Origin of the sequence: Alkalihalobacillus trypoxylicola (genome assembly GCF_001590785.1) — a bacterium.
GTDB classification, from domain to species: Bacteria; Bacillota; Bacilli; order Bacillales; family Bacillaceae_D; genus Alkalihalobacillus; species Alkalihalobacillus trypoxylicola.
In genome coordinates this window covers 451,865-470,879 of record NZ_LTAO01000023.1, presented here as the reverse complement: position 1 = coordinate 470,879, position 19,015 = coordinate 451,865, and the positions used below count along the sequence as shown (strand labels likewise).

Here is a 19,015-nt window from a genome sequence, read left to right as displayed (position 1 = left end):
TTTTTAAACCTGTCTAATTTATAGGGAGCAGTTCACATGAAAGAGTGCTGTTTTTTTATCTAAGCGGCGAGAGATTGATTTTCCTCTTCTTTTGGTTTTCTCGTAATCGAAAAAATCGCACATAATAAGGCAACTACGACGAGAATGGCGCCGAACCAAGACATATAAGAGACCGTACCTGTCTGATTAAGGACGAGGCCACCGAATGCGGAACCGAAAGAGATACCGATTTGCAGAGCTGAGTTATTAAAGCTTTGTTGAATGTCAGATGTCACAGGATCGGTTTCAATTAAATAGCTTTGCTGTGGCGGTGCAAGACTCCAGCTAAGAGCTGCCCATACCATCATCATCGGAATGAAAAGAACGAGTGAGAAAGTGGTGAATGGTAAAAGAACAAGCACAATTGCAAATGAAATAATGACAGCAATGATGCTCTTTTGAGTTCCAATATTGTCTGATAGTATTCCTCCGAATGCTCCACCACTAACAGCTGCTATTCCAAATAACAAGTAAAAAAGGCTAATCCAATTAGAGCTCAACGCTAGTTCAGTCTCTAAGAATGGAGTGAAATAAGCATACAGTGTATAATGCCCGGCTAGCATAAATAGAGTGGCTAAATGAGCACTTCCTAATTTTAAACTTGCCACAGCCTTTAATTGCTTGGAAAGTGGCACAGCTTTTTCTCCTGGTATTTTCTCTAAAAAGATAGAGATTAGTACAAAGGAACCGACCGACAACAGGGCAATTCCTAGAAATATGAAACGCCAATTAAACAGATCGGATATGAGTATTCCAAGTGGGACGCCCATCACGAGTGAGGAGCTAATTCCCATATAAATAAGACCAAGCGACTTTGCGCGGTGTTTAGGTGTAACAATTTTAGCGGCAATTGTTAACGATAATACGACAATTAAAGAAGTACTCATCGCTCCTAATACTCTGGCACCCATCATAAACGTAAATGTTGGGCTATAATAAGTCAGTATATTACTGATTAGAAATATCAATAGAGAAATAAGATATAATTTCTTTCGTTCTATTTTGCTCGTTAAAACGAGTAATATCGGGCCTGAAATCGCATAAACCAAGGCGAAAATAGTAATAAGTTGACCCGCTGAGCTATATGAAACATTTAAATCATCGGCAATCGTTGGTAAAATTCCACCAATAATTAATTCAACTAAACCAACGGCTACGGTTGATAATGCTAGTATCAATACTTTAAAGTTCATTTTTTAACATCCTTTCTTTACGTAATAAAAAAATCCTGATTACAAAAAATGAGATTCATTTTCTGTAATCAGGATTTTAAGGTTCCTGGTAGAGACCCTCAGCCATATTCTGAGGTTATACAGGTTCATATTTAATTGCTAGTCGCTCAACACCTAGAATAGTTTACAAGCAATGTCATGATTTTTCAAGTGTTAATTTTTAGGTAGTCATAAAATACTGCGCTCGCCAGGTGTTTTAGTCGATGAGGAATGAATGCCACTTGATTATTAAATGGTAGTTGATGAATGGTATTTAGAGTAGAATACTACTAAAGTTGTAGAGGACATTCTCTTATGGACTGAGTTTTTTTATCGATATTTTCGTTATATTTTGTTTATAGAAAATGAAATCGGAAATCAGAGATAGGAGATGATGAATATGGAAATCCAAGAATTGACATTACAAACGACTAAGCTAGAAGAGATGAAAAAGTTTTATGACAAACAATTAGGGTTCTCACTTATAGAAGATAGCTATTATTTTTTTTATTACTCAATCTATCTATCCTTTGTATATAGATTATTTATCATAATTTAAAAGGTTTCAGTTACCTAGTCATGGTATTGAGAAATTCCAACTAAAATAGTACTATAATCCCTTGAACAAAGTTTTTTTACCTGTATAATGAAGTGTATACACTTCATTATACCAAAAAAGAATAAAAATATACATTTAATATTTCGTCACAAAACGTGTATTTTAAAGCGATTTAGCATATTTGGCACTTGAAAAAAGGAGATTTATGATGTAAAATGAAGTGTATACACTTCATTTTACCCAATGATTATACTTTCTATTCATTAAGGTGGTTTTAAATTTGGCACGACTTAATAAGTTTCAAATAATGGACTTATATGTAGAAGAAATAACCAGTGCATTGAAAACAAAAAATAAATATTCACTAAAGAAATCTCAAATTGAAGAGGTACTCTCTGAAAATCGTTTTATTTGGAAATTACCTAATAATACTACTAGATCTGAATTTATTAATTACCTTACATCTAAGAAAGAAATTTTAACTTCAATACAATTTGGTCCAATGAGTAGAATTGAAACTAGATATATCTTTAAAAAGAACAATGTAGAAACCGATGTTTTAGCAATAAATCTTTATTCTAACTCTTATTTAAGTCATTACTCTGCTGTTACATTTCATGATTTAACAGATGAAATAAATAAGTCTATTTATGTTACGCACGAACAATCACCAAAAAAATCAAATAATCTTGATAAAGATATTCACCAAAAGGATATTTTCTTAGCTTTCTCTAAACCCATGAGACTTACTAATAACTATTTAGATTATAATAGTCAACGAATATATTTTCTAAATGGACAATATACAAATAAATTAGGAGTTATTCATAGACAAAATCTTTTTGTAACTGATTTGGAAAGAACACTTATAGATATTACGGTAAGGCCTCAATATTCTGGAGGTGTTTATGAAGTTCTTGAAATATTTAAAAATGCACGTGATCAATTATCACTAAATAGATTAGCTGCTTATTTAAAAAAAATGAACTTAAAATATCCTTACCATCAATCCATTGGATTTTTCTTGGAAAGAGCTAACTACAAAGAAAAAAGCATAACTTCTTTCAAAAATAAATTTCCAATTAAAAATGATTTTTATCTTACATATGATATGACGGGATCAAGCTATAACGAAAATTGGAAACTACATCATCCAAAAAATATATAAAGAAGGTACTGTATTTGTGACCTTCTTTATAGTATTTAATTAGTGAGTTTCTGAGGAAGTGATATTTCTTCTCCTAGAGCTTTTAATACGAACTCAAAATAAAAATCAAATCCCTTAAACCCTTCTTTATTTAATATTGAATCTCTAAGCTTAGCTTCATCTTGTTTGTGAAATTCACGTGTATTTTTTATCTCACCTATAAGATAAAGAGGGACTTTCTTAGCTTCAAAACACTTTTCAAAGTGCTCTAGGCTTTCAGCGCTTTTAAAATCTAAATTAGGAATTTGATTACTTGTTAGAATTGTATGAATATCATAAAAATCTCTAGGTCTAGGTCTTCCGAATTTTGCATCTTTCTTTATAGATATAAGGTAAGAAGGCATTTGTTGACATAAAGCTCTCAGTTTTTCATAAAGTATTAGTTCAGGGGTATAAATCTGTATATCGAATCCATCTAATTCTTTATTAATAGTAGAACCACAATATTCAAATCTACCGAAATCTATTTTTACATTTTTTTTATTTTGGTTCGTAGCAAGTGCTTTGGCACTCAATGCAACTTCGTTACCCTTATGTATCTGAAATAAATCAGATTCTATTATTTTGAAATTTGCTTCATATCCACCCCAAAAATCACCGACTTCTTCTCTGTGCTTTTTAGGCTTAAGTTTCACGTTCACATCAAAAATTTTATAACCTTCAGGCTCAAATGCCTTATTTAGAACATAATCTAGTTTTTTTATTATTGCATCAGTATTATAAAGGCCAATTATTTCAAATTCATTAATCATAGATACGTCAATATCTATTGATGCACGTGAATTTAATCCATATCCAATTTCTAAGGCATTACCGCCCTTTAAAACTAGATTTTCCATTAAATCATCATCAGAAAATAAAGCAATGATGGTTAGTAATCTTATCTTTCTTAATTCATCTAATCCTAATCTCATAAAGTTCCTCCTAATCTTCCATCTATTACTAAAGATTACCATAAAAATCTTATATAGAACACGAATCATGTTAATAATTGGTTTATAATTTTAAAAAAACTAAAAACATTAGCATTAATCAAAACGGGGTATTTTTAATTTTAGTGGGTGAAGGAAAAAAATGGCTATTCTCCAAAAAGCAATCAAAAATCTTTCCATTAGAAATAAAATTAAATCAGCGGAGAGTGATAGGAGTAAATAACCAAAAAGAATTTTTCTATCATTCTTCTTAAAAATATCGACGTTTTTAAAGGAGTGAAATTTTTGACCATTATTTTATCTGATAGTGATATCAAGGAATTAATTAATCATGATGTTTTGATAGAAGAAATTAGAGAAGCTTTTATTCAACCATTCATCAATAAAGGAAATCTTAAAGGAAAAAGAGTGTATTCTAAACTTCCTGACAGAAATGGAACGGCTATGGTGTTATTCCCTGGTTATAGTGAGCCGATTCCAGCATTTACAATAAAAAATCACTCGAAATTCCCTGAAAGCAGTCAGGCCATTAAAGGCATCATTCATTTATTCGACCGAAATGATGGTCAGCTACTTAGTGTAATGGATTCTCGATATATAACAAAAATTCGCACAGGTATTGCAGGGGCATTAGGTACACATCTATTGGCGAGTAAAAGTGCTGAGAAAGTAGTAATTATTGGGGCAGGAGTACAAGGGGAAATTCAACTTCGTTCTTTACTTAAGTTCAGAGACGTCTCTCATGTCACGATTTATGATTATGACCTAAACAAAGCCAATGCTTTTGCAAAAATCTTTCATTCTTACGATTTCGAAATAAGGATTTCAGACGACCTACAAGATGCTGTACATGAGGCGGACATAATTATAACTGCCACATGGTCTAAAGCACCATTTCTTTTCTCGAATATGGTAAAACCAGGTACACATATTACGACTTTAGGGCCTGATGAGAAAAATAAAGCAGAGGTCAGTGCCGAATTGATCAAAAAATCGTTTTTTATTGCAGATGATAAAGAGATAGCCATCAGTATGGGAGCGATTGGCGGTGTTGGTTTAGGAGAAGAGGACATTCATGCAGAATTAGGCGAAGTGCTTTACGACCCGAGCTTAGGTAGAAATCATTCAGAACAAATTACCGTGTATGGAATGGTGGGGTTACCTTTTCTAGATTTGATTGCTGCATGGCATGTTTATCAAAGAGCAAGGAATTCAAGTGATTACCTTCATTTTCAGTTTTAATAAGGCAAAAGTAGCGTCGTACTTGAAAAAGGGACTTTTTAAGCTCCTTTTTTGTTTGCCTCGATTGCAAAAGCGGATGTGGTATTATTTTACATAAGAGATTCAAATGATGGCTTTAAAGAAGGAGAAATCTTAATGTCCATAAACGATAAACCAATAGTTGAATTAGTTCAATTGAAAGAGCGCGATGTATCAGGACTAATTGCACTGTCATCTTCAATTAAATGGGATTATAACGAAAATGAAATAAAGACCATTCTGTCTTCAGGGAAAATATTCGGGCATAAAAATGTAGAAGGGAAAGTTGTCTCTAGTGCGGCTGTTATTCCTTACGATTCTTCTCTAGCTTCGATTGGTATGGTTATAGTTGATCAACGATTTAGAGGGATGGGATTAGGAAACGAGGTTATTAAAAAGTGTATAGGCGAGGTTTCTACAGACACGACTATTATGCTCATTGCAACAGAGGAAGGAATACCTATCTACAAAAAATTAGGCTTTCAATCGGTTGATTCTATTTATAAATTTATATGTACGGATTATACGGCTCTTCCAAAACCGGTTAATGACAATGAGTTCATCATTGATGAGTTTAGTGACGAGCATCTTACTGAGATTATCACTCTAGATGAGGCTGCCTTTGGAGGGAATAGAAGTCGTTTTCTTATGAATAGAATAAGGCAGTCAGAAAAGTGTTTTGTCGCGAAGGATAAACAAGGAAACATTTTAGGGTACGGACTTTCTATCTTGGGACCAGTTAATCTTGTATTAGGTCCTATTGTAGCACCAAACTCCGAAATCGCATTATTACTAGTACAACAATTATCTGCCAAGTATCAGGGGAATTTACGTATTGATGTGATATCCGGTCATGAACAGTTCATGAGAATATTAGAAAAAAGTGGATTTGTTAAGCAAAATCAACCACCTATTATGGTGAATTCTGTTACGATGCCAGTGAGAAACCAGACATTATTCGCGGTTGCCGCGCAAATTTTTGGATAGATTACTCGCTCCATTAAAAAGAAGAACATTCCCAGAAAAAGGAGTGTTCTTTTTTGTTAAAAGGGACTGCAGCGGTGTGCAAATCCTTTCCACCTACTTTTGTAGCAGGGGTCGGTCCTGCAAATAGAGAAGCATATCAGGACTTTCACCTTCTATTATGTCAATTGCTATCAATTTTGATAGCAATTGGCTATAAACGGTCCCATTGTCACCAAAGGCAAAGAGAAAATAGCTATTTGGATATTTCTCATACTGACCAATTATCGGAACTCCATCAACGCTACCTCCGTAAAACGCTGCCAAGCTAAATTGCGGTTTGACTTTGATGGTAGGAAACATATACTGAAACTCTTCAATTAGCTTATCTCTTTTATGAATAAGCTTACTATCACGGTCTTCTGGCTTGGTCGTATTCTCATCTAAGCCACCTAAAATAATTCGATTGTCTTTTGTCGTTCGCATAAATAAATAAGGGCGAGCCGTTTCCCAAAGGAGCGTTCTGTTATACCACGCTGATAAATCCTCTACAGGCTCGGTCGTGACCGTATAGGTACTAACAAAAGAGATTTTCTTTTCTTTATTGATTTCCATACCCTCGTAACCAGTGGCAAAAATGACAAATTGAGCTTGGATAGAATGACCATTCTTTGTCGATATCACCATCTTGTCTTGCTCTTGATCATAATGGTGACCATTCATTTCCGTTTTTTCGTAAATAGAAACACCCTTTTTAGAAGCATAATCAATTAGTGCATGAGTATATCTAAAGGGGTTGATTTCGGCATCGTTATAAGAGTAGATAGCGGCTTCCCTACTGAATGGGTATTTTGATTCAATCTCATCCTTTGATAAAAAATCTAGCTCGCAGTTTTGCTTCTTTAAAAAATCGTATTCCTTTCTTAAATGCTCTACATCCTCTGAACAGCTAGCGGAATAAAGAGTATCTCTTCTCATAAATTCACAATCAATCGATACCTTTTTTGAGGCTACTTCAATATCATCGATCGCTTGTTTTAATAATTGTACATGCTTTTTCATATAATCGAGGCCAAAGGTGTGAACCATATCGGTAAACATTTTTTCTCCTGAATACTGAAGAAGTGCCGTATTTGAACTAGTGCTACCACCACCAATTTGGTTCTTCTCCATAACAACTACATCTAAATCAGATTCTGAAAGGTAATAGGCGCACTGAGCGGCAGAGCTTCCACCACCAATAATGACCACATCACAGGATAAATTCTCTTCCAGTGCAGGGTAGGTCGGAGCACTTGGAAAAGTGAGTGGCCAATAATAGGTACCAGATTGTAAATTCATTAATATCCCCCCAAAAAAAGTTAATTATAGTATTTCACTTTTTGTTCTTGTTATGTGCAAAATGCTCGACATTTTATTGTTGTAACATAAGGGGGAATTTTAAATAGGCTTTCAGATTCCTAAAGCATAAAGCCAGGATTAAGAAGACCCATAGCCATTCTTTAAAAGTGAATGAAAGGACTTAATAAGCTCACTATTCTCAAATGGAATAAACAAACAAACAAAGGAAAAAATCATCATCAAAAATATTTTTTTAAAATCATTGTAAAGTCTATTTAAAAAGAGAGTTTCGCTACCGATAGAAAATTAAGAAAGTAAGTGTTACTTTCGGCCTAAGTACACATAACTTTCTGAAAACTAAAGGACAGGGGAAATAAGCATGCATAACATCAGACATCGTAAATCGTTCTCATTTATAAAGACTTCTTTGAAAACAAAGCTCATTCTTTCTTTTTTACTCGTTTTAATTGTACCGAGTATTTTGATTGCGAGCATTTCATTTATGAGTGCGAGTCAAAATGTGAAGCAACAGCTAGAAAATGCTGCAAAAGAAAGTCTCAATATTACTAACAACACAATTAATACTTTTATGATAGGTCATAAAGAGAATGCTAATTATTTGGCAGCTACAAGTGATGTGGCTAGTTTCTTGGAGGAAGATTCTCCAAGTCAGCAAGTATTATTAGATGATTTTCAAAATTCTAGAACGAATGTAGAGCTATCGTATGTTGGGACAGTGGAAGGTCATTTTATGAAATCACCATCAGAACCACCATCAGAACCCGATTATGATCCTCGAGTTCGTCCATGGTATGAATTAGCACAGAAGCATCCAGGAGAGGTGGTTATTACAGCTCCATATCCTTCAGCCTCCACCGGATCGATTGTAACGACGGTCGCGAAAACGACCGATGATGGACTTGGAGCCATAGGAATAAATATTACTTTAAATTCGCTTACTGATATGCTATCTGAAATTAATATTGGAAACGAAGGATTCGTATTTTTATTGGATGATGAAAATCATTATATTTCGCATCCATTTGAAGAGGTGGGAGTGAAAGCAAGTGACTCATTTCTAGCTTTTCAAGGAACCGATAGTGGTAGACTTGACTATATTTATAATGGCGAAGATACGACTTTAAATTATGTTTCTAATCCTGAAACAGGCTGGAAAATTGTCAGCGTTTCTATGAATAAAGAGGTTAGAGAAGCAGCACAACCAATTCTCATCACCTCTGCGATTGTAACCATTGCCGCCATTATTATTGGGATGGTCCTTGTGTTAATTCTAATACGTTCTATTACTCGTCCACTGGCAGCGTTAACTTCATCAGCAGAACAAATGAGTAGTGGAGATTTGAGTGTGAATTTTAATATCTCTTCTAATGAAAAGGATGAGATTAATCGCTTAAGTAAGGCTTTTGAAAAAATGAGAAGCTCCTTAGCGATGATGATATCCAATGTGCAGGATAAATCTCAGTATGTTGCTTCTTCGTCCGAGGAGCTCGCAGCTAGTGCTGATGAAAATACTAGAGCGACGGAGCAAATTTCTGAGGATGTTCAGGAGATGGCAGAAAAGGTTGACCGCCAAAAAGAGCTTATCGAACAGGGAAATAAAGCGACTAAAAAGATGACCGAAAGTGTTACTTCGGTGACAGAACGCTCTCAACTCGTTTTAAATAATACCATTCAAGCTACAGATGCAGTGGAAGAAGGAAATGCCGCGATAACTGATAGTATTCATCAGATGCAGCAAGTTAAACAAACGGTAGAAGAGCTGTCAAATAGTGTAACAGGTCTTGGTCAAAGAGCAACGGAGGTTAACAAGGTTATTGATGAAATTAATGGTATTGCGGAACAGACTAATTTATTAGCCTTAAATGCTGCTATCGAGGCCGCTAGAGCTGGCGAGCAGGGTAAAGGCTTTGCCGTGGTAGCTGATGAAGTCCGCCGTCTTGCCGAACAATCAGCTCAATCAACTAACGTCATTAAAACAATTCTTCAATCCATTCAACAGGAAACGAATCAAACGACGGTCAAAATGCAAGAAAGCACAGAGCAGGTGGAGAAGGGAATTAAAGTCGTCAATAATGCAGGAGACACATTCGGTGTAGTAAAACAATTTATTGAAGGCGTCTCCCAGGAAATTAATGATGTGTATGAAGAAGCGAAGCATTTGGATTCAGGTGCTAAGCAATTTATTGTAACCTTTAAAGAAATTTCAACAATTGCTGAATTAACGGCTGGCAACTCAGAAAACGTCACAGCCTCAACCGAAGAACAGCTAGCATCGATGGAGGAAATCTCAGCAGCCGTCAGCATGCTTTCACAAATGGCAGAGGAATTGCAGGAGCTCTCACTTCAATTCGAATTAGAGAAAAAAGAAGATAGGATATAATCATATAAGACCCCTAAAAGGACAAGGGGTCTTTTTTCTGTTTATGTGTAGTCTAATGTTAGAGGGATCTGTTAGAATATTTACATAAGATCCCATTTCATGAACTCGTTTATAATTGAAAACGCTAGTTATAGATTCTTAAGGCGGTGGTTTATAATGTCAGAAAACGATGTTCCCAAGAATTATTATGTGAAGAAATATTGGAAATCGTATTCCCTTATGGCTTTATTTATTCTTAGTTTGTTTATATTTAACCAAATTTATTTGGACTCTCGAACCTTTGGAGCTGTAGTTATAATTTTGATTATTCTTCTCCCTTATTTATTTATTGCTTATGTGTTACTAATCAAAGAAAAAAGAAGTAAATGACTATGTAGCTTTGTATGTTGGTGACCAAATATAAAATAGAAAGTAATGGTTGGGAAAGAAAGTAGGACCCTTTCTTGATTTTAGCGATAGCTTTTTTTAATCTACTTGGAGGTGATTGGATGAATAAGGTTTTGGCAATGTCGATTTTAGGGATGGGATTATCGAGTGCGGTTTTAATCATCTCGGTTTCTCTGTTGTTTAACCCCCCGATAGGAAATGTCTTGAAAATCGTTACGGCTGCATCGGCAACAGCTTTTGTTATATTCACTGTTTCGGCTTTAGTTTTTCGTCGCCGTTTAGATAAGCAAAGTGAGTAGATGTTTTAAAAAATGTGCTTTGCAAATATGATAAGGCATGTTTTGGGTTTAAATGTAAAGTTCATTTGACATTAATATGATTTCAATGTAAAGTTCGCTTTACAAGAATGGTGGTATATAAATGAAGAACAATATAAAGGAATTACGTGCAAAATATGACTTAACCCAAGATGAACTGGCTGAGAAATTAGGTGTGTCCAGACAAACGATTATTTCTTTAGAAAAAGAACGTTATAATCCATCTATTACTCTTGCTTTTAAGCTTGCACGTATTTTCCATTGTCAAATTGAAGATATCTTTTTCTATGAGGAGGACTAAAGCATGAACAAAAAAGCAAAGGAAAGTAAACGTCTATTTTTAATTTCGGGCTTAATTGTAACGATTATTTCCATTTATATAAATATTGATGATGTCATAAAGGGTCACTTTCCAAATGCTATAATGCTTCTAGCATTAGGAATGAACCATTTATTAATGGCTTATCTATCCCCACATTTATTTCAAAGAGATGAGCGCTCAAAAATGATTTTAGGAAAATCAATGTTTGCAAATTATTTCGTCTTATTCGGTACGATCGCTATTTTATTTTTAGTATCAGGATTTAGCCATTTTAATTGGGATGCGCAGCAAGTCTTAATCATCCTTACTTCCTTTTTATTGCTATCCATACCTACTACAATGGTTATATACTCAAAAATTTTATAATCCTTAAACAAAGGAAAGGTCATCCCTCATTATAGAGGGTTATTCAGTGTGAAACTGGTGAGGAGGTCTCACCAGTTTTTAATGTATAAGACTATGAGTATTTTCTCATCAACAGCTCTATAGGACCTCTTTTAAATTTTAATCTCCATAGTACAGAGAAAATAATACTTGCGATGAAAAACAGGCATGCGTATGAAAAGGTGAAGGAAAGAGGTTGCTCCACGAACCCATTAAAAAGAATTACTTTATTAGAGAGTAATAGAATTCCAATCCCTATAAGGACATGACTGACATAGTGAGTTAGCGTTAGCTGACCTGTATAAATCAAGGAGCGTATCAGCCAGTTTGTAGGGAATTTTTCATCTAGATAGATGCATAAAAGGATGATGAGTATAGCTGAGGCTGTGTTAGAAACTAAGTAGAAGATGTTTGGTGGAATCGGTCCAGTCTCGAATAAAAACTTAGCACTCTCTACGTCTAAAATTGAGTCTAATGAAACGACCAAAATTTTCGATAGAAGCTCAGTCATGATGAGCGTTACACTACTAAAAATAAACAGGGTTTTCCGTATTCCAATATCTGTTAAATTCAATCTTCCTATCAGCATTCCGATTAATAAGAAACAAATCCATGGCAAGATAGGATGATAGCCATTTAAAAATAAATTTCTTAGAAATCCAGTTAATGTCCAAAAGTCTAGATATTCTAAAAATGGCTTTGTCGGACTCCAGCCACTCATATAATTGAAGGTCACTTGGTAAAGTTGAGCTAGGGAAGCAAAAACGATGATGAACAGAGTAATAATTTTGGGTGATGCAAGGATTAATAGCGCTGCAATAGTCATGTAAACACCATAGTAGTGTAAAATGTCGCCATCCCACCCTACTGCATATAAAAGCATTCCTAATATAAATAAAAAGATAGAACGCTTAAATAAAGAAACTCTAGTATTTCGAATGACCGTCTTTTCGGAGGATAGTCGAGCTCGTTTGGTCATTAGAGAAATCCCAATACCTGCTAAAAGAACAAACGTTGCTGCAGCTCTACCTTCAAATAAGTTTGTAAACCAAACTAATAATGGTGCTCCATTTCCTTGTGCGCCTGTTACAACCATAAAATTCATGACCAGCATCCCAAACATAGCAAGCGCCCGTGCAAAGTCTAACCCCTCGATACGGCTGCTATTTATACTATTGCTCATCATGCTCAATCCCTTTGAGAACACTATCTACAGCTTCACGCCATATCTTCTTATAGTCTAATTTTATATCGGTCAGTATAAAGGTAGTAATGTTGTCAAAAACGAGTGCCAATAATTGTGACTTGATCACAATATTCTCTTCTTTAATAGCATTCAGGTGAACAGCTTTCGTCAGGATGTTTTCAAAGATGTTTAGAAAGTCTTTTTGTATCTTTGTAAGCTGTTCTGAATAATAATCATCGCGAGTGGAAAGAAGAACATAATGATTAAATAATTGGTTAAATTTCAAATCCTTTTCCTGCCTTAAAATAGCACTCTCTCCAACTTGATATAAGATTGATTTCACATTTTTAGCATCTAGCTCTTCTAGGTCTATAAAAGTAATGGACTGAATTTCTGCAACAATCATTTCAAAAAGCGTCTTAATTAATTCATCCTTTGATTTGAAATAATAATAAATGGCTGGCTTTGAAATGCCGATTTCTGAGGCAATATGAGTCAAGCTGGTTTGGTCAAAGCCTTTTTCGGAAAACATCGTAAAGGCTGTCTCCATAATTTGTTTATACGTTTGTTCTTTGTTACGCATTTTAACGCCTCCTTTATTTATTTACTTACCGGTAAGTAAATAATACACCCCTTGGAGGAATTTGGCAACTGTTCATTTTAATATTTTTAATTAAAATAGAAAATGGGCGGTTAAAGTGAGTTGGAGATTTGGTCAATACACTTTACAAACGGAAGGATACATTATATGATATTTTACAAGTGATTGATTAATCAATCGTGAAAAGAGGGGATATTGTGCCACTTTCCGAGCAACAAATACTGAATATGAAGGTAAAGAGAAAGAAAATTCTAGAGGCAGCTACTTATTTATTTGCCACAGAAGGCTATGGGGGAACGACGATTAAGAAAGTATCAGAAGCGGCAACGGTTAGTTTTGGTAGCGTATTTACCTATTTTAAGGATAAAGAGGAGCTTTTTTATACGGTGGTAGTCGAGCCTTTAGAAGATTTTTCAAAGCAAATGTTAGCTTTTGATGAGCATGCCGAAAATCCATTAGATGAGTTAAAAAGAATGATTACAAATCATATAAAGATTTTTTCTGAAATCAATCATTATTTGCAATTAGTCGTTCAGGATATAGGTCAGCATGAGCGCTTTCGGGAAAGCTTTGAAAAATTAGATGCCTTTCATGATGAGTTTAGAGGCAAGGTTAGTGTATTAGTTAAAAACGGTCAGCAGAAAGGACTGTTAGAAAAACAAGATTCATTAATTGTCGCGACTTTATATACGAGTCTTTTAATTGGCTTTCGATTAAATTCTACAGATAAAAGATATAGTGACATTTCTGAAAAGGTAGCTTTATCAACTTTAAATATATTCGGACCTATTATAAAATAGGTTCTCTTTTGACCATTAATAACGATTGATTAATCAATCGTTAAAGGGGGATTTTATGAGACATTTTCATCCAACCATACGTATTCGTTTGTTTCTTCAATTTATTTCTTCACTTTCAACAATGGCTGTACTTCCTTATTTAATTATTTATTTTTCAGGACAATTAGGAAATATGATCACAGGTATTTTATTTATCTGTGTGATGTTCTCCAATGTTTTAGGCTCTATATTAGGAGGCTATGTTTCGGATCGAATAGGAAGGAAGAAAATTATCGTTTTAGCTGAATTATTTATTGTATTAGGGTATACGGGTGCAGCATTAGCTAACTATACATGGGGGACATTTCCTTATGTAACCTTCGTATTTTTTATCGTCATCCAGTTTAGTAACGGGATGGTGAACCCTGTTTATCAGGCTTTAGTTATTGATGTTAGCTCACCTAATGAAAGAAAAACCATTTATACCTATTCGTATTGGTTACGTAATTTAGGAGTTGCGATAGGTAGTATAGTTGGTGCTTTTCTCTTTATGAATCATCTTTTTCTTTTATTAATAGGTGTTGCTTTTACGACGATGCTATCCTTACTCATCACACTACTTTTTATTAAAGAAACCTATCGTCCCTCAGCTAAACAAACGAAATCAAAGGCAAATCAGCCTTTTAGTATAGGTAAGGAATATCTTCACATATTGAAACATCGCTTTTTCGCTATTTTCCTGCTGTCTAGTTCAATGATTATAATGGTGGAAGAGCAATTAACCAATTATATTGGAGTTCGTCTGGCAAATGAAATACCTGAGCCAGTTTCGATAACGAACATAGTTTCTTTTGAAGTAGATGGGATTAACTTATTAGGAATATTAAAAACTGAAAATACGATTATCATTGTATGTTTTACTTTGTTATTAATGAAAATCATCAAAAGCTGGAATGAACGCTTTACGCTTATGACAGGACTGTTTTTATTTTTTGTTGGATATAGCGTGATAAGCTTTTCTACTAGTCCCTTGCTTTTACTAATTGCTATGCTAATCGCGTCGATAGGAGAAATGATGTATATTCCTATTCAGCAGACCATTTTAGCCAATATCGTTCCCGATTACGCTCGTAGTACATATATGGCTTTATACTCAATAGCCGTTATGGGTGGTGTAAGTGTTGCGGGAGTTTTTTTAATGATGAGTAACTGGTTTTCGCCGGTCATTTTAACGATAATCATTAGTTGGATAGGGATGACAAGCTTATTCCTCTTTTTCCAATTAACCTCTAAAAAGGCTTTTCTTAAGGCTGAGCATAAAGCTGTAGGCTAGGATTACATGTCATATGGAAAAGGAAAAAATAGAGGTGCATAATTGCACCTCACATATAATTGTTTATTGAGCCGTTAATTAAAATTAATTAATTTTTTATCATGATAAATTTCCTCTGTTCCTGCTTTCACTGCTTTTTCGAAATACTCACATTTATAATGAATAACTTCCATGGTTCGATTTAATTCCTCTAGCTGAGCTTTGACGGCTGCTTTTCGTTCTAAAAACATATTATATCTTTCTTTTAAGGTTGAATCGCCCTCTAGACTCCATGCTATAAATTCTTTAATTTCCTTTATCGGCATACCTGTGACCTTTAAGCATTGAATAATTTTAATCGCTTCAACATCCGATTCTCTAAATTTACGAACACCATTTTGAGAACGCTCTACGAAAGGGAGAAGTCCTTCCTTATCATAATAACGTAGCGTATGTATGGTAATATCAAGCTTTTTGGCAACTTCACTTATGAGATAGTTCATATCGATTCAATCCCCTTTAGAATTTTTATTGAAATAATTTTAACATATCTATTGACCTAGAGTTAACTTGAGGGGTTATGCTGTGATTATTGGAAACGCACTCATTCTATTTGAAAAGAGAGGTAAAAAAATGAGCTATCAAGCAGCTAATAATCGATATCAATCTATGAAATATAATCGAACAGGTAACTCAGGATTATTATTACCAGCCTTATCATTAGGTTTATGGCATAATTTTGGTGGAGTAGATTCTTACGAAAATGGTCGTAGCATGCTACGTCGTGCCTTTGATTTAGGAATTACTCATTTTGACCTGGCTAATAATTATGGTCCGCCACCAGGATCATCAGAAGAAATGTTTGGAAAGATCATGAAAACAGACTTAGCTCCTTACCGCGATGAATTAGTAGTCTCTACAAAGGCTGGCTACTATATGTGGGAAGGTCCATATGGTGAATGGGGTTCTAAAAAATATTTAGTATCAAGTCTGGATCAAAGCTTAAAGAGAATGGACTTAGATTATGTTGATATTTTCTATTCCCATCGACCAGATCCGAATACACCTTTAGAAGAAACAATGGCAGCATTAGACCTTATTGTTAGACAAGGTAAAGCTTTATATGTTGGTATTTCAAGCTATAGCCCAGAGCAAACAAAGGAAGCGGTAAGAATTTTGAATGATTTGGGGACGCCTCTTTTAATTCATCAACCAAGATATTCAATGTTTGATCGTTGGATTGAAAATGGGTTACAAGATGTTTTATCTGAAAGTGGAGTCGGCTCTATTGCTTTTTGTCCATTAGAGCAAGGGCTACTAACGAATAAATATTTAGGTGGTATTCCTGGGAATTCCAGAGCAGCAAGTGAGCATTCCCCATTCTTATCTGAAGCTGGAATTACCCCTGAAAAAATAGCAAAGGTAGAAAAGCTTAGTGAGCTTGCTAAAGAAAGAGGTCAAAGCCTCGCACAAATGGCTTTAGCTTGGGTCTTACGCGAAGGTAAAGTTACGTCTGCATTAATTGGGGCTAGTCGTGTTTCTCAAATTGAAGAGAATGTTAAAGCGTTAGATCATCTAGAATTTAGTCAGGACGAACTTACGCTAATCGATCAAATTTTAGCGAAATAATGGACAGAAGTGCTTGAATTAAATTTTAGTGCATAAAGAAGTGGATAGTTTTGCTCTTCACTTGCTTTCGTCTGCTAAATCATTTTTATTCTCAACCTAAAAACACGAGTCCGAACCTATCATCGGACTCGTGTTTATTTTTAAGAACTTTTCGTGCTCCAAATTTTTCTTATTAAGAAAATAATTCCAATTATTAAACTCACACCTATTAAACTAATAATGACCATTGTTGTCATTGATGGTGGAGATTGGTTCTGCTCATTGGCAACAGCGCCTTCATTTGTTGATTCTGTTGACATCTCAGTCTCAATCTCATTGATTTCCTCTTCGTTATTATCGTTATCATTTGAAGTCGCTTCCTGGTCATTTTCTGTCTCTTCGATTTGCTCTGTTTCTGTTTCCTCTTCGTTTTCCTCTTCACCTTCTACTTGCTTTTCTATTTTAGTCGTAATACCCGATGCTAAAATATAAAATTCAAAGGTTTCACCTGGTTCAACATCAGTAAAAAATAGCTGGAATATATCCCCAGCATTATGCTCTAAGCGATTATATTCTTGATGAAGAGTTTCACCCTGTCTTCTTCCGTATAATTGGTCCACATCTCCAACGGTTGTCACTTCAAAGGAAACCGCTTCATGATCAAGATCGGAATAATCAATAGAGGTTTCATTTTGAATGGCCTCCTCTAAATCTGGTGACGATTCTTTTTGTTCAATGATCTCCATCCCTTCTTGTTCTTCTTGCACGACCAATTCGATCTCTTTTGAGCTACTTAGCTGTGGTCCGCTAAACATAAAGGTTACGATGTCACCCGCTTGTAACTCATCATGGACGTAAATGGCAAATGAAAATTGACCTGCTTGATTAATGAACGGCTGCTGTTCATCAACGGAGGTAGCTATGCCGTCATATTCTCCCTCATGATAAAGTGTTAAATTTACATAAGGCATAGTCGTGCCATTGTAAATGACGGTATTTTCATAAATATCGGGTAAATAAATCTCATGCCCGTCAAGATCATAAGTATTTTCTGCTTTTACGTTATGTCCATATAGCGACATAACGCTCATTATAATCAATATTCCTAAACCAATAGTGCTTATATTTTTAAGGTGAATACTCAAATCGCTTCCCCTCCTATTGTAGGGAGGATTTCCCTTTTTTGGTATTCAACAAACCTTAAAAAGATTTTTCCGTTCAATAAAATTTGTTGAGCAGTCTCTTGTAACGAGGGTTGTTTATAAAAAAGAAGCTAATAAGTGAATGAAAAACGAACGTATCTTATAATATATGTTTTGAATGCTTGTGAATTCACTCGGTGATTGTAACGGTAGGTAGTGACTCCCAAAGGATGAGCGCAGTCTGAAGATCCACTCTGACGAAGCACTGCGGAGTTAGAGTTAGCTGAAGACAAGCCCTTGGGAAAGCCCTTGGGAAAGCATCTACCTAAAGTGAAAATCAAAAACCAAATCGTTCGGTTTTCATTAAAAGATGGGAATGGTGAAGTGGGGTTAAGTGAATAATACGACCATTCATTATAAATATGTCTTGAATGCTTGTGAATTTACTTTTTGATTGTAACGGTAGGTAGTGACTCCCAAAGGATGAGCGCAGTCTGAAGATCCACTCTGACGAAGCACTGCGGAGTTAGAGTTAGCTGAAGACAAGCCCTAAGGATGAGCGCAGTCTGAAGATCCACTCTGACGAAGCACTGCGGAGTTAGAGTTAGCTGAAGACAAGCCCTTGGGAAAGCATCTACCTAAAGTGAAAATCAAACCAAATCATTCGGTTTTCATTATAAGGAAATTGATTCAATCATTTTATATTTAAATTATAAGAATTAATAGATAGTAAGTGATATATAGTAAAGGAAATGCTGAAGCTTGGTTTAGAGGATGAAGTGAAACGATTGAAAAGTATTTAGCTTGCACATCTGTCGGTGATTAAATTTAGAAAAGAAATTTTTATGAAGTTTTTTAGGAATGAACAAATTTTATAGTAAATCCTTTAAACACTCGGTTTTTTGAGTGTTTTTTTCATTTTTTAGAGCGGTAAATCGCTCTTTTTTATTCGATTAAAAAATAAATCGACCTATTTATCCATTATTTTCACTATTTTGTACAGAATTTGTATAGGACTTTTTAGTTTAATGGTTTCTTGTATGAAAGATTGTAAAAAGAAAGGT

General features: G+C 34.8%; 18 protein-coding genes and 1 riboswitch. Of the genes, 11 read left to right on the top strand and 7 right to left on the bottom strand.

Annotated features, from left to right (window positions below; all coding sequences use genetic code 11):
• Positions 1 to 59: 59 nt before the first annotated feature.
• Positions 60 to 1,232, bottom strand: a complete 1,173-nt coding sequence (locus AZF04_RS14705; protein WP_061949384.1) for an MFS transporter — start codon at positions 1,230 to 1,232, stop codon at positions 60 to 62.
• 45 nt (positions 1,233 to 1,277) lie between these two features.
• Positions 1,278 to 1,375: riboswitch (purine riboswitch) on the bottom strand.
• A 275-nt stretch (positions 1,376 to 1,650) separates the two neighbouring features.
• Between AZF04_RS14705 and AZF04_RS21245 the strand changes: the two genes are divergently transcribed.
• The gene (locus tag AZF04_RS21245; RefSeq protein ID WP_156479513.1) at positions 1,651 to 1,809 is read left to right on the top strand and encodes a VOC family protein; all 159 of its coding nucleotides are present in this window, start codon (positions 1,651 to 1,653) and stop codon (positions 1,807 to 1,809) included.
• A gap of 280 nt (positions 1,810 to 2,089) precedes the next feature.
• Positions 2,090 to 2,977, top strand: a complete 888-nt coding sequence (locus tag AZF04_RS14700) for a type IV toxin-antitoxin system AbiEi family antitoxin domain-containing protein (RefSeq protein ID WP_061949383.1) — start codon at positions 2,090 to 2,092, stop codon at positions 2,975 to 2,977.
• A 35-nt stretch (positions 2,978 to 3,012) separates the two neighbouring features.
• Here AZF04_RS14700 and AZF04_RS14695 read toward each other — a convergent pair whose 3' ends face one another.
• Positions 3,013 to 3,930, bottom strand: a complete 918-nt coding sequence (locus AZF04_RS14695) for a nucleotidyl transferase AbiEii/AbiGii toxin family protein (RefSeq protein WP_061949382.1) — start codon at positions 3,928 to 3,930, stop codon at positions 3,013 to 3,015.
• Positions 3,931 to 4,233: 303 nt separating this feature from the next.
• Between AZF04_RS14695 and AZF04_RS14690 the strand changes: the two genes are divergently transcribed.
• Both AZF04_RS14690 and AZF04_RS14685 read left to right on the top strand, forming a co-directional pair.
• Positions 4,234 to 5,190: an ornithine cyclodeaminase family protein gene (locus tag AZF04_RS14690; RefSeq protein WP_061949381.1), complete on the top strand. Its 957-nt coding sequence runs from the start codon at positions 4,234 to 4,236 to the stop codon at positions 5,188 to 5,190.
• A gap of 135 nt (positions 5,191 to 5,325) precedes the next feature.
• A complete protein-coding gene (locus AZF04_RS14685; RefSeq protein ID WP_061949380.1) occupies positions 5,326 to 6,195 on the top strand; it encodes a GNAT family N-acetyltransferase in 870 nt (289 codons plus the stop codon).
• A gap of 93 nt (positions 6,196 to 6,288) precedes the next feature.
• On the opposite strand, the gene AZF04_RS14680 is transcribed toward AZF04_RS14685, so the two are convergent.
• On the bottom strand, positions 6,289 to 7,512 hold the full coding sequence (locus AZF04_RS14680) for an NAD(P)/FAD-dependent oxidoreductase (protein WP_061949379.1): 1,224 nt from the start codon (positions 7,510 to 7,512) through the stop codon (positions 6,289 to 6,291).
• A gap of 379 nt (positions 7,513 to 7,891) precedes the next feature.
• On the opposite strand from AZF04_RS14680, the gene AZF04_RS14675 reads away from it, so the two are divergent.
• The 4 genes from AZF04_RS14675 (at position 7,892) to AZF04_RS14655 (ending at position 11,305) form a co-directional block, all read left to right on the top strand.
• Positions 7,892 to 9,913 carry a methyl-accepting chemotaxis protein gene (locus AZF04_RS14675; RefSeq protein WP_061949378.1) on the top strand — a complete coding sequence of 674 codons (2,022 nt, stop codon included), beginning with the start codon at positions 7,892 to 7,894 and terminating at the stop codon, positions 9,911 to 9,913.
• Between the two features lie 488 nt (positions 9,914 to 10,401).
• Entirely contained in the window at positions 10,402 to 10,599 is a 198-nt protein-coding gene (locus tag AZF04_RS14665) for a hypothetical protein (protein WP_061949473.1), read from the top strand.
• A gap of 121 nt (positions 10,600 to 10,720) precedes the next feature.
• Complete coding sequence (locus AZF04_RS14660) at positions 10,721 to 10,918, top strand: helix-turn-helix transcriptional regulator (protein ID WP_061949376.1); 198 nt, start codon at positions 10,721 to 10,723, stop codon at positions 10,916 to 10,918.
• A 3-nt stretch (positions 10,919 to 10,921) separates the two neighbouring features.
• A complete protein-coding gene (locus tag AZF04_RS14655) occupies positions 10,922 to 11,305 on the top strand; it encodes a hypothetical protein (protein WP_061949375.1) in 384 nt (127 codons plus the stop codon).
• 91 nt (positions 11,306 to 11,396) lie between these two features.
• Here AZF04_RS14655 and AZF04_RS14650 read toward each other — a convergent pair whose 3' ends face one another.
• Positions 11,397 to 12,506 carry a DUF418 domain-containing protein gene (locus AZF04_RS14650; protein ID WP_412459209.1) on the bottom strand — a complete coding sequence of 370 codons (1,110 nt, stop codon included), beginning with the start codon at positions 12,504 to 12,506 and terminating at the stop codon, positions 11,397 to 11,399.
• Positions 12,496 to 13,092, bottom strand: coding sequence for a TetR/AcrR family transcriptional regulator (locus AZF04_RS14645; protein ID WP_061949374.1), 597 nt, complete (start codon positions 13,090 to 13,092; stop codon positions 12,496 to 12,498). Before AZF04_RS14645 ends, AZF04_RS14650 begins: the two co-directional genes overlap by 11 nt.
• 215 nt (positions 13,093 to 13,307) lie before the next feature.
• Between AZF04_RS14645 and AZF04_RS14640 the strand changes: the two genes are divergently transcribed.
• The gene (locus AZF04_RS14640; RefSeq protein WP_061949373.1) at positions 13,308 to 13,910 is read left to right on the top strand and encodes a TetR/AcrR family transcriptional regulator; all 603 of its coding nucleotides are present in this window, start codon (positions 13,308 to 13,310) and stop codon (positions 13,908 to 13,910) included.
• A gap of 55 nt (positions 13,911 to 13,965) precedes the next feature.
• Complete coding sequence (locus AZF04_RS14635) at positions 13,966 to 15,222, top strand: MFS transporter (protein WP_061949372.1); 1,257 nt, start codon at positions 13,966 to 13,968, stop codon at positions 15,220 to 15,222.
• Positions 15,223 to 15,296: 74 nt separating this feature from the next.
• Here AZF04_RS14635 and AZF04_RS14630 read toward each other — a convergent pair whose 3' ends face one another.
• Positions 15,297 to 15,704 (bottom strand): MerR family transcriptional regulator, encoded by a 408-nt coding sequence (locus AZF04_RS14630; RefSeq protein WP_061949371.1) that lies wholly within the window; start codon positions 15,702 to 15,704, stop codon positions 15,297 to 15,299.
• Between the two features lie 130 nt (positions 15,705 to 15,834).
• Here AZF04_RS14630 and mgrA point away from each other — a divergent pair, with 130 nt between their 5' ends.
• The gene (gene mgrA / locus AZF04_RS14625) at positions 15,835 to 16,830 is read left to right on the top strand and encodes an L-glyceraldehyde 3-phosphate reductase (RefSeq protein ID WP_061949471.1); all 996 of its coding nucleotides are present in this window, start codon (positions 15,835 to 15,837) and stop codon (positions 16,828 to 16,830) included.
• A gap of 140 nt (positions 16,831 to 16,970) precedes the next feature.
• Here the strand turns inward: mgrA and AZF04_RS14620 are convergent, their stop codons facing one another.
• Entirely contained in the window at positions 16,971 to 17,954 is a 984-nt protein-coding gene (locus AZF04_RS14620; protein WP_061949370.1) for a cbb3-type cytochrome oxidase assembly protein, read from the bottom strand.
• Between the last annotated feature and the right edge of the window lie 1,061 nt (positions 17,955 to 19,015).

Excerpts from the sequence above, each read along its gene's own strand:
- AZF04_RS14705 (WP_061949384.1), bottom strand. The coding sequence starts at position 1,232 with ATGAACTTTAAAGTATTGATACTAGCATTATCAACCGTAGCCGTTGGT.
- AZF04_RS21245 (WP_156479513.1), top strand. The coding sequence starts at position 1,651 with ATGGAAATCCAAGAATTGACATTACAAACGACTAAGCTAGAAGAGATG.
- AZF04_RS14695 (WP_061949382.1), bottom strand. The coding sequence starts at position 3,930 with ATGAGATTAGGATTAGATGAATTAAGAAAGATAAGATTACTAACCATC.
- AZF04_RS14685 (WP_061949380.1), top strand. The coding sequence starts at position 5,326 with ATGTCCATAAACGATAAACCAATAGTTGAATTAGTTCAATTGAAAGAG.
- AZF04_RS14680 (WP_061949379.1), bottom strand. The coding sequence starts at position 7,512 with ATGAATTTACAATCTGGTACCTATTATTGGCCACTCACTTTTCCAAGT.
- AZF04_RS14675 (WP_061949378.1), top strand. The coding sequence starts at position 7,892 with ATGCATAACATCAGACATCGTAAATCGTTCTCATTTATAAAGACTTCT.
- AZF04_RS14665 (WP_061949473.1), top strand. The coding sequence starts at position 10,402 with ATGAATAAGGTTTTGGCAATGTCGATTTTAGGGATGGGATTATCGAGT.
- AZF04_RS14660 (WP_061949376.1), top strand. The coding sequence starts at position 10,721 with ATGAAGAACAATATAAAGGAATTACGTGCAAAATATGACTTAACCCAA.
- AZF04_RS14655 (WP_061949375.1), top strand. The coding sequence starts at position 10,922 with ATGAACAAAAAAGCAAAGGAAAGTAAACGTCTATTTTTAATTTCGGGC.
- AZF04_RS14650 (WP_412459209.1), bottom strand. The coding sequence starts at position 12,506 with ATGAGCAATAGTATAAATAGCAGCCGTATCGAGGGGTTAGACTTTGCA.
- AZF04_RS14645 (WP_061949374.1), bottom strand. The coding sequence starts at position 13,092 with ATGCGTAACAAAGAACAAACGTATAAACAAATTATGGAGACAGCCTTT.
- AZF04_RS14635 (WP_061949372.1), top strand. The coding sequence starts at position 13,966 with ATGAGACATTTTCATCCAACCATACGTATTCGTTTGTTTCTTCAATTT.
- AZF04_RS14630 (WP_061949371.1), bottom strand. The coding sequence starts at position 15,704 with ATGAACTATCTCATAAGTGAAGTTGCCAAAAAGCTTGATATTACCATA.
- mgrA (WP_061949471.1), top strand. The coding sequence starts at position 15,835 with ATGAGCTATCAAGCAGCTAATAATCGATATCAATCTATGAAATATAAT.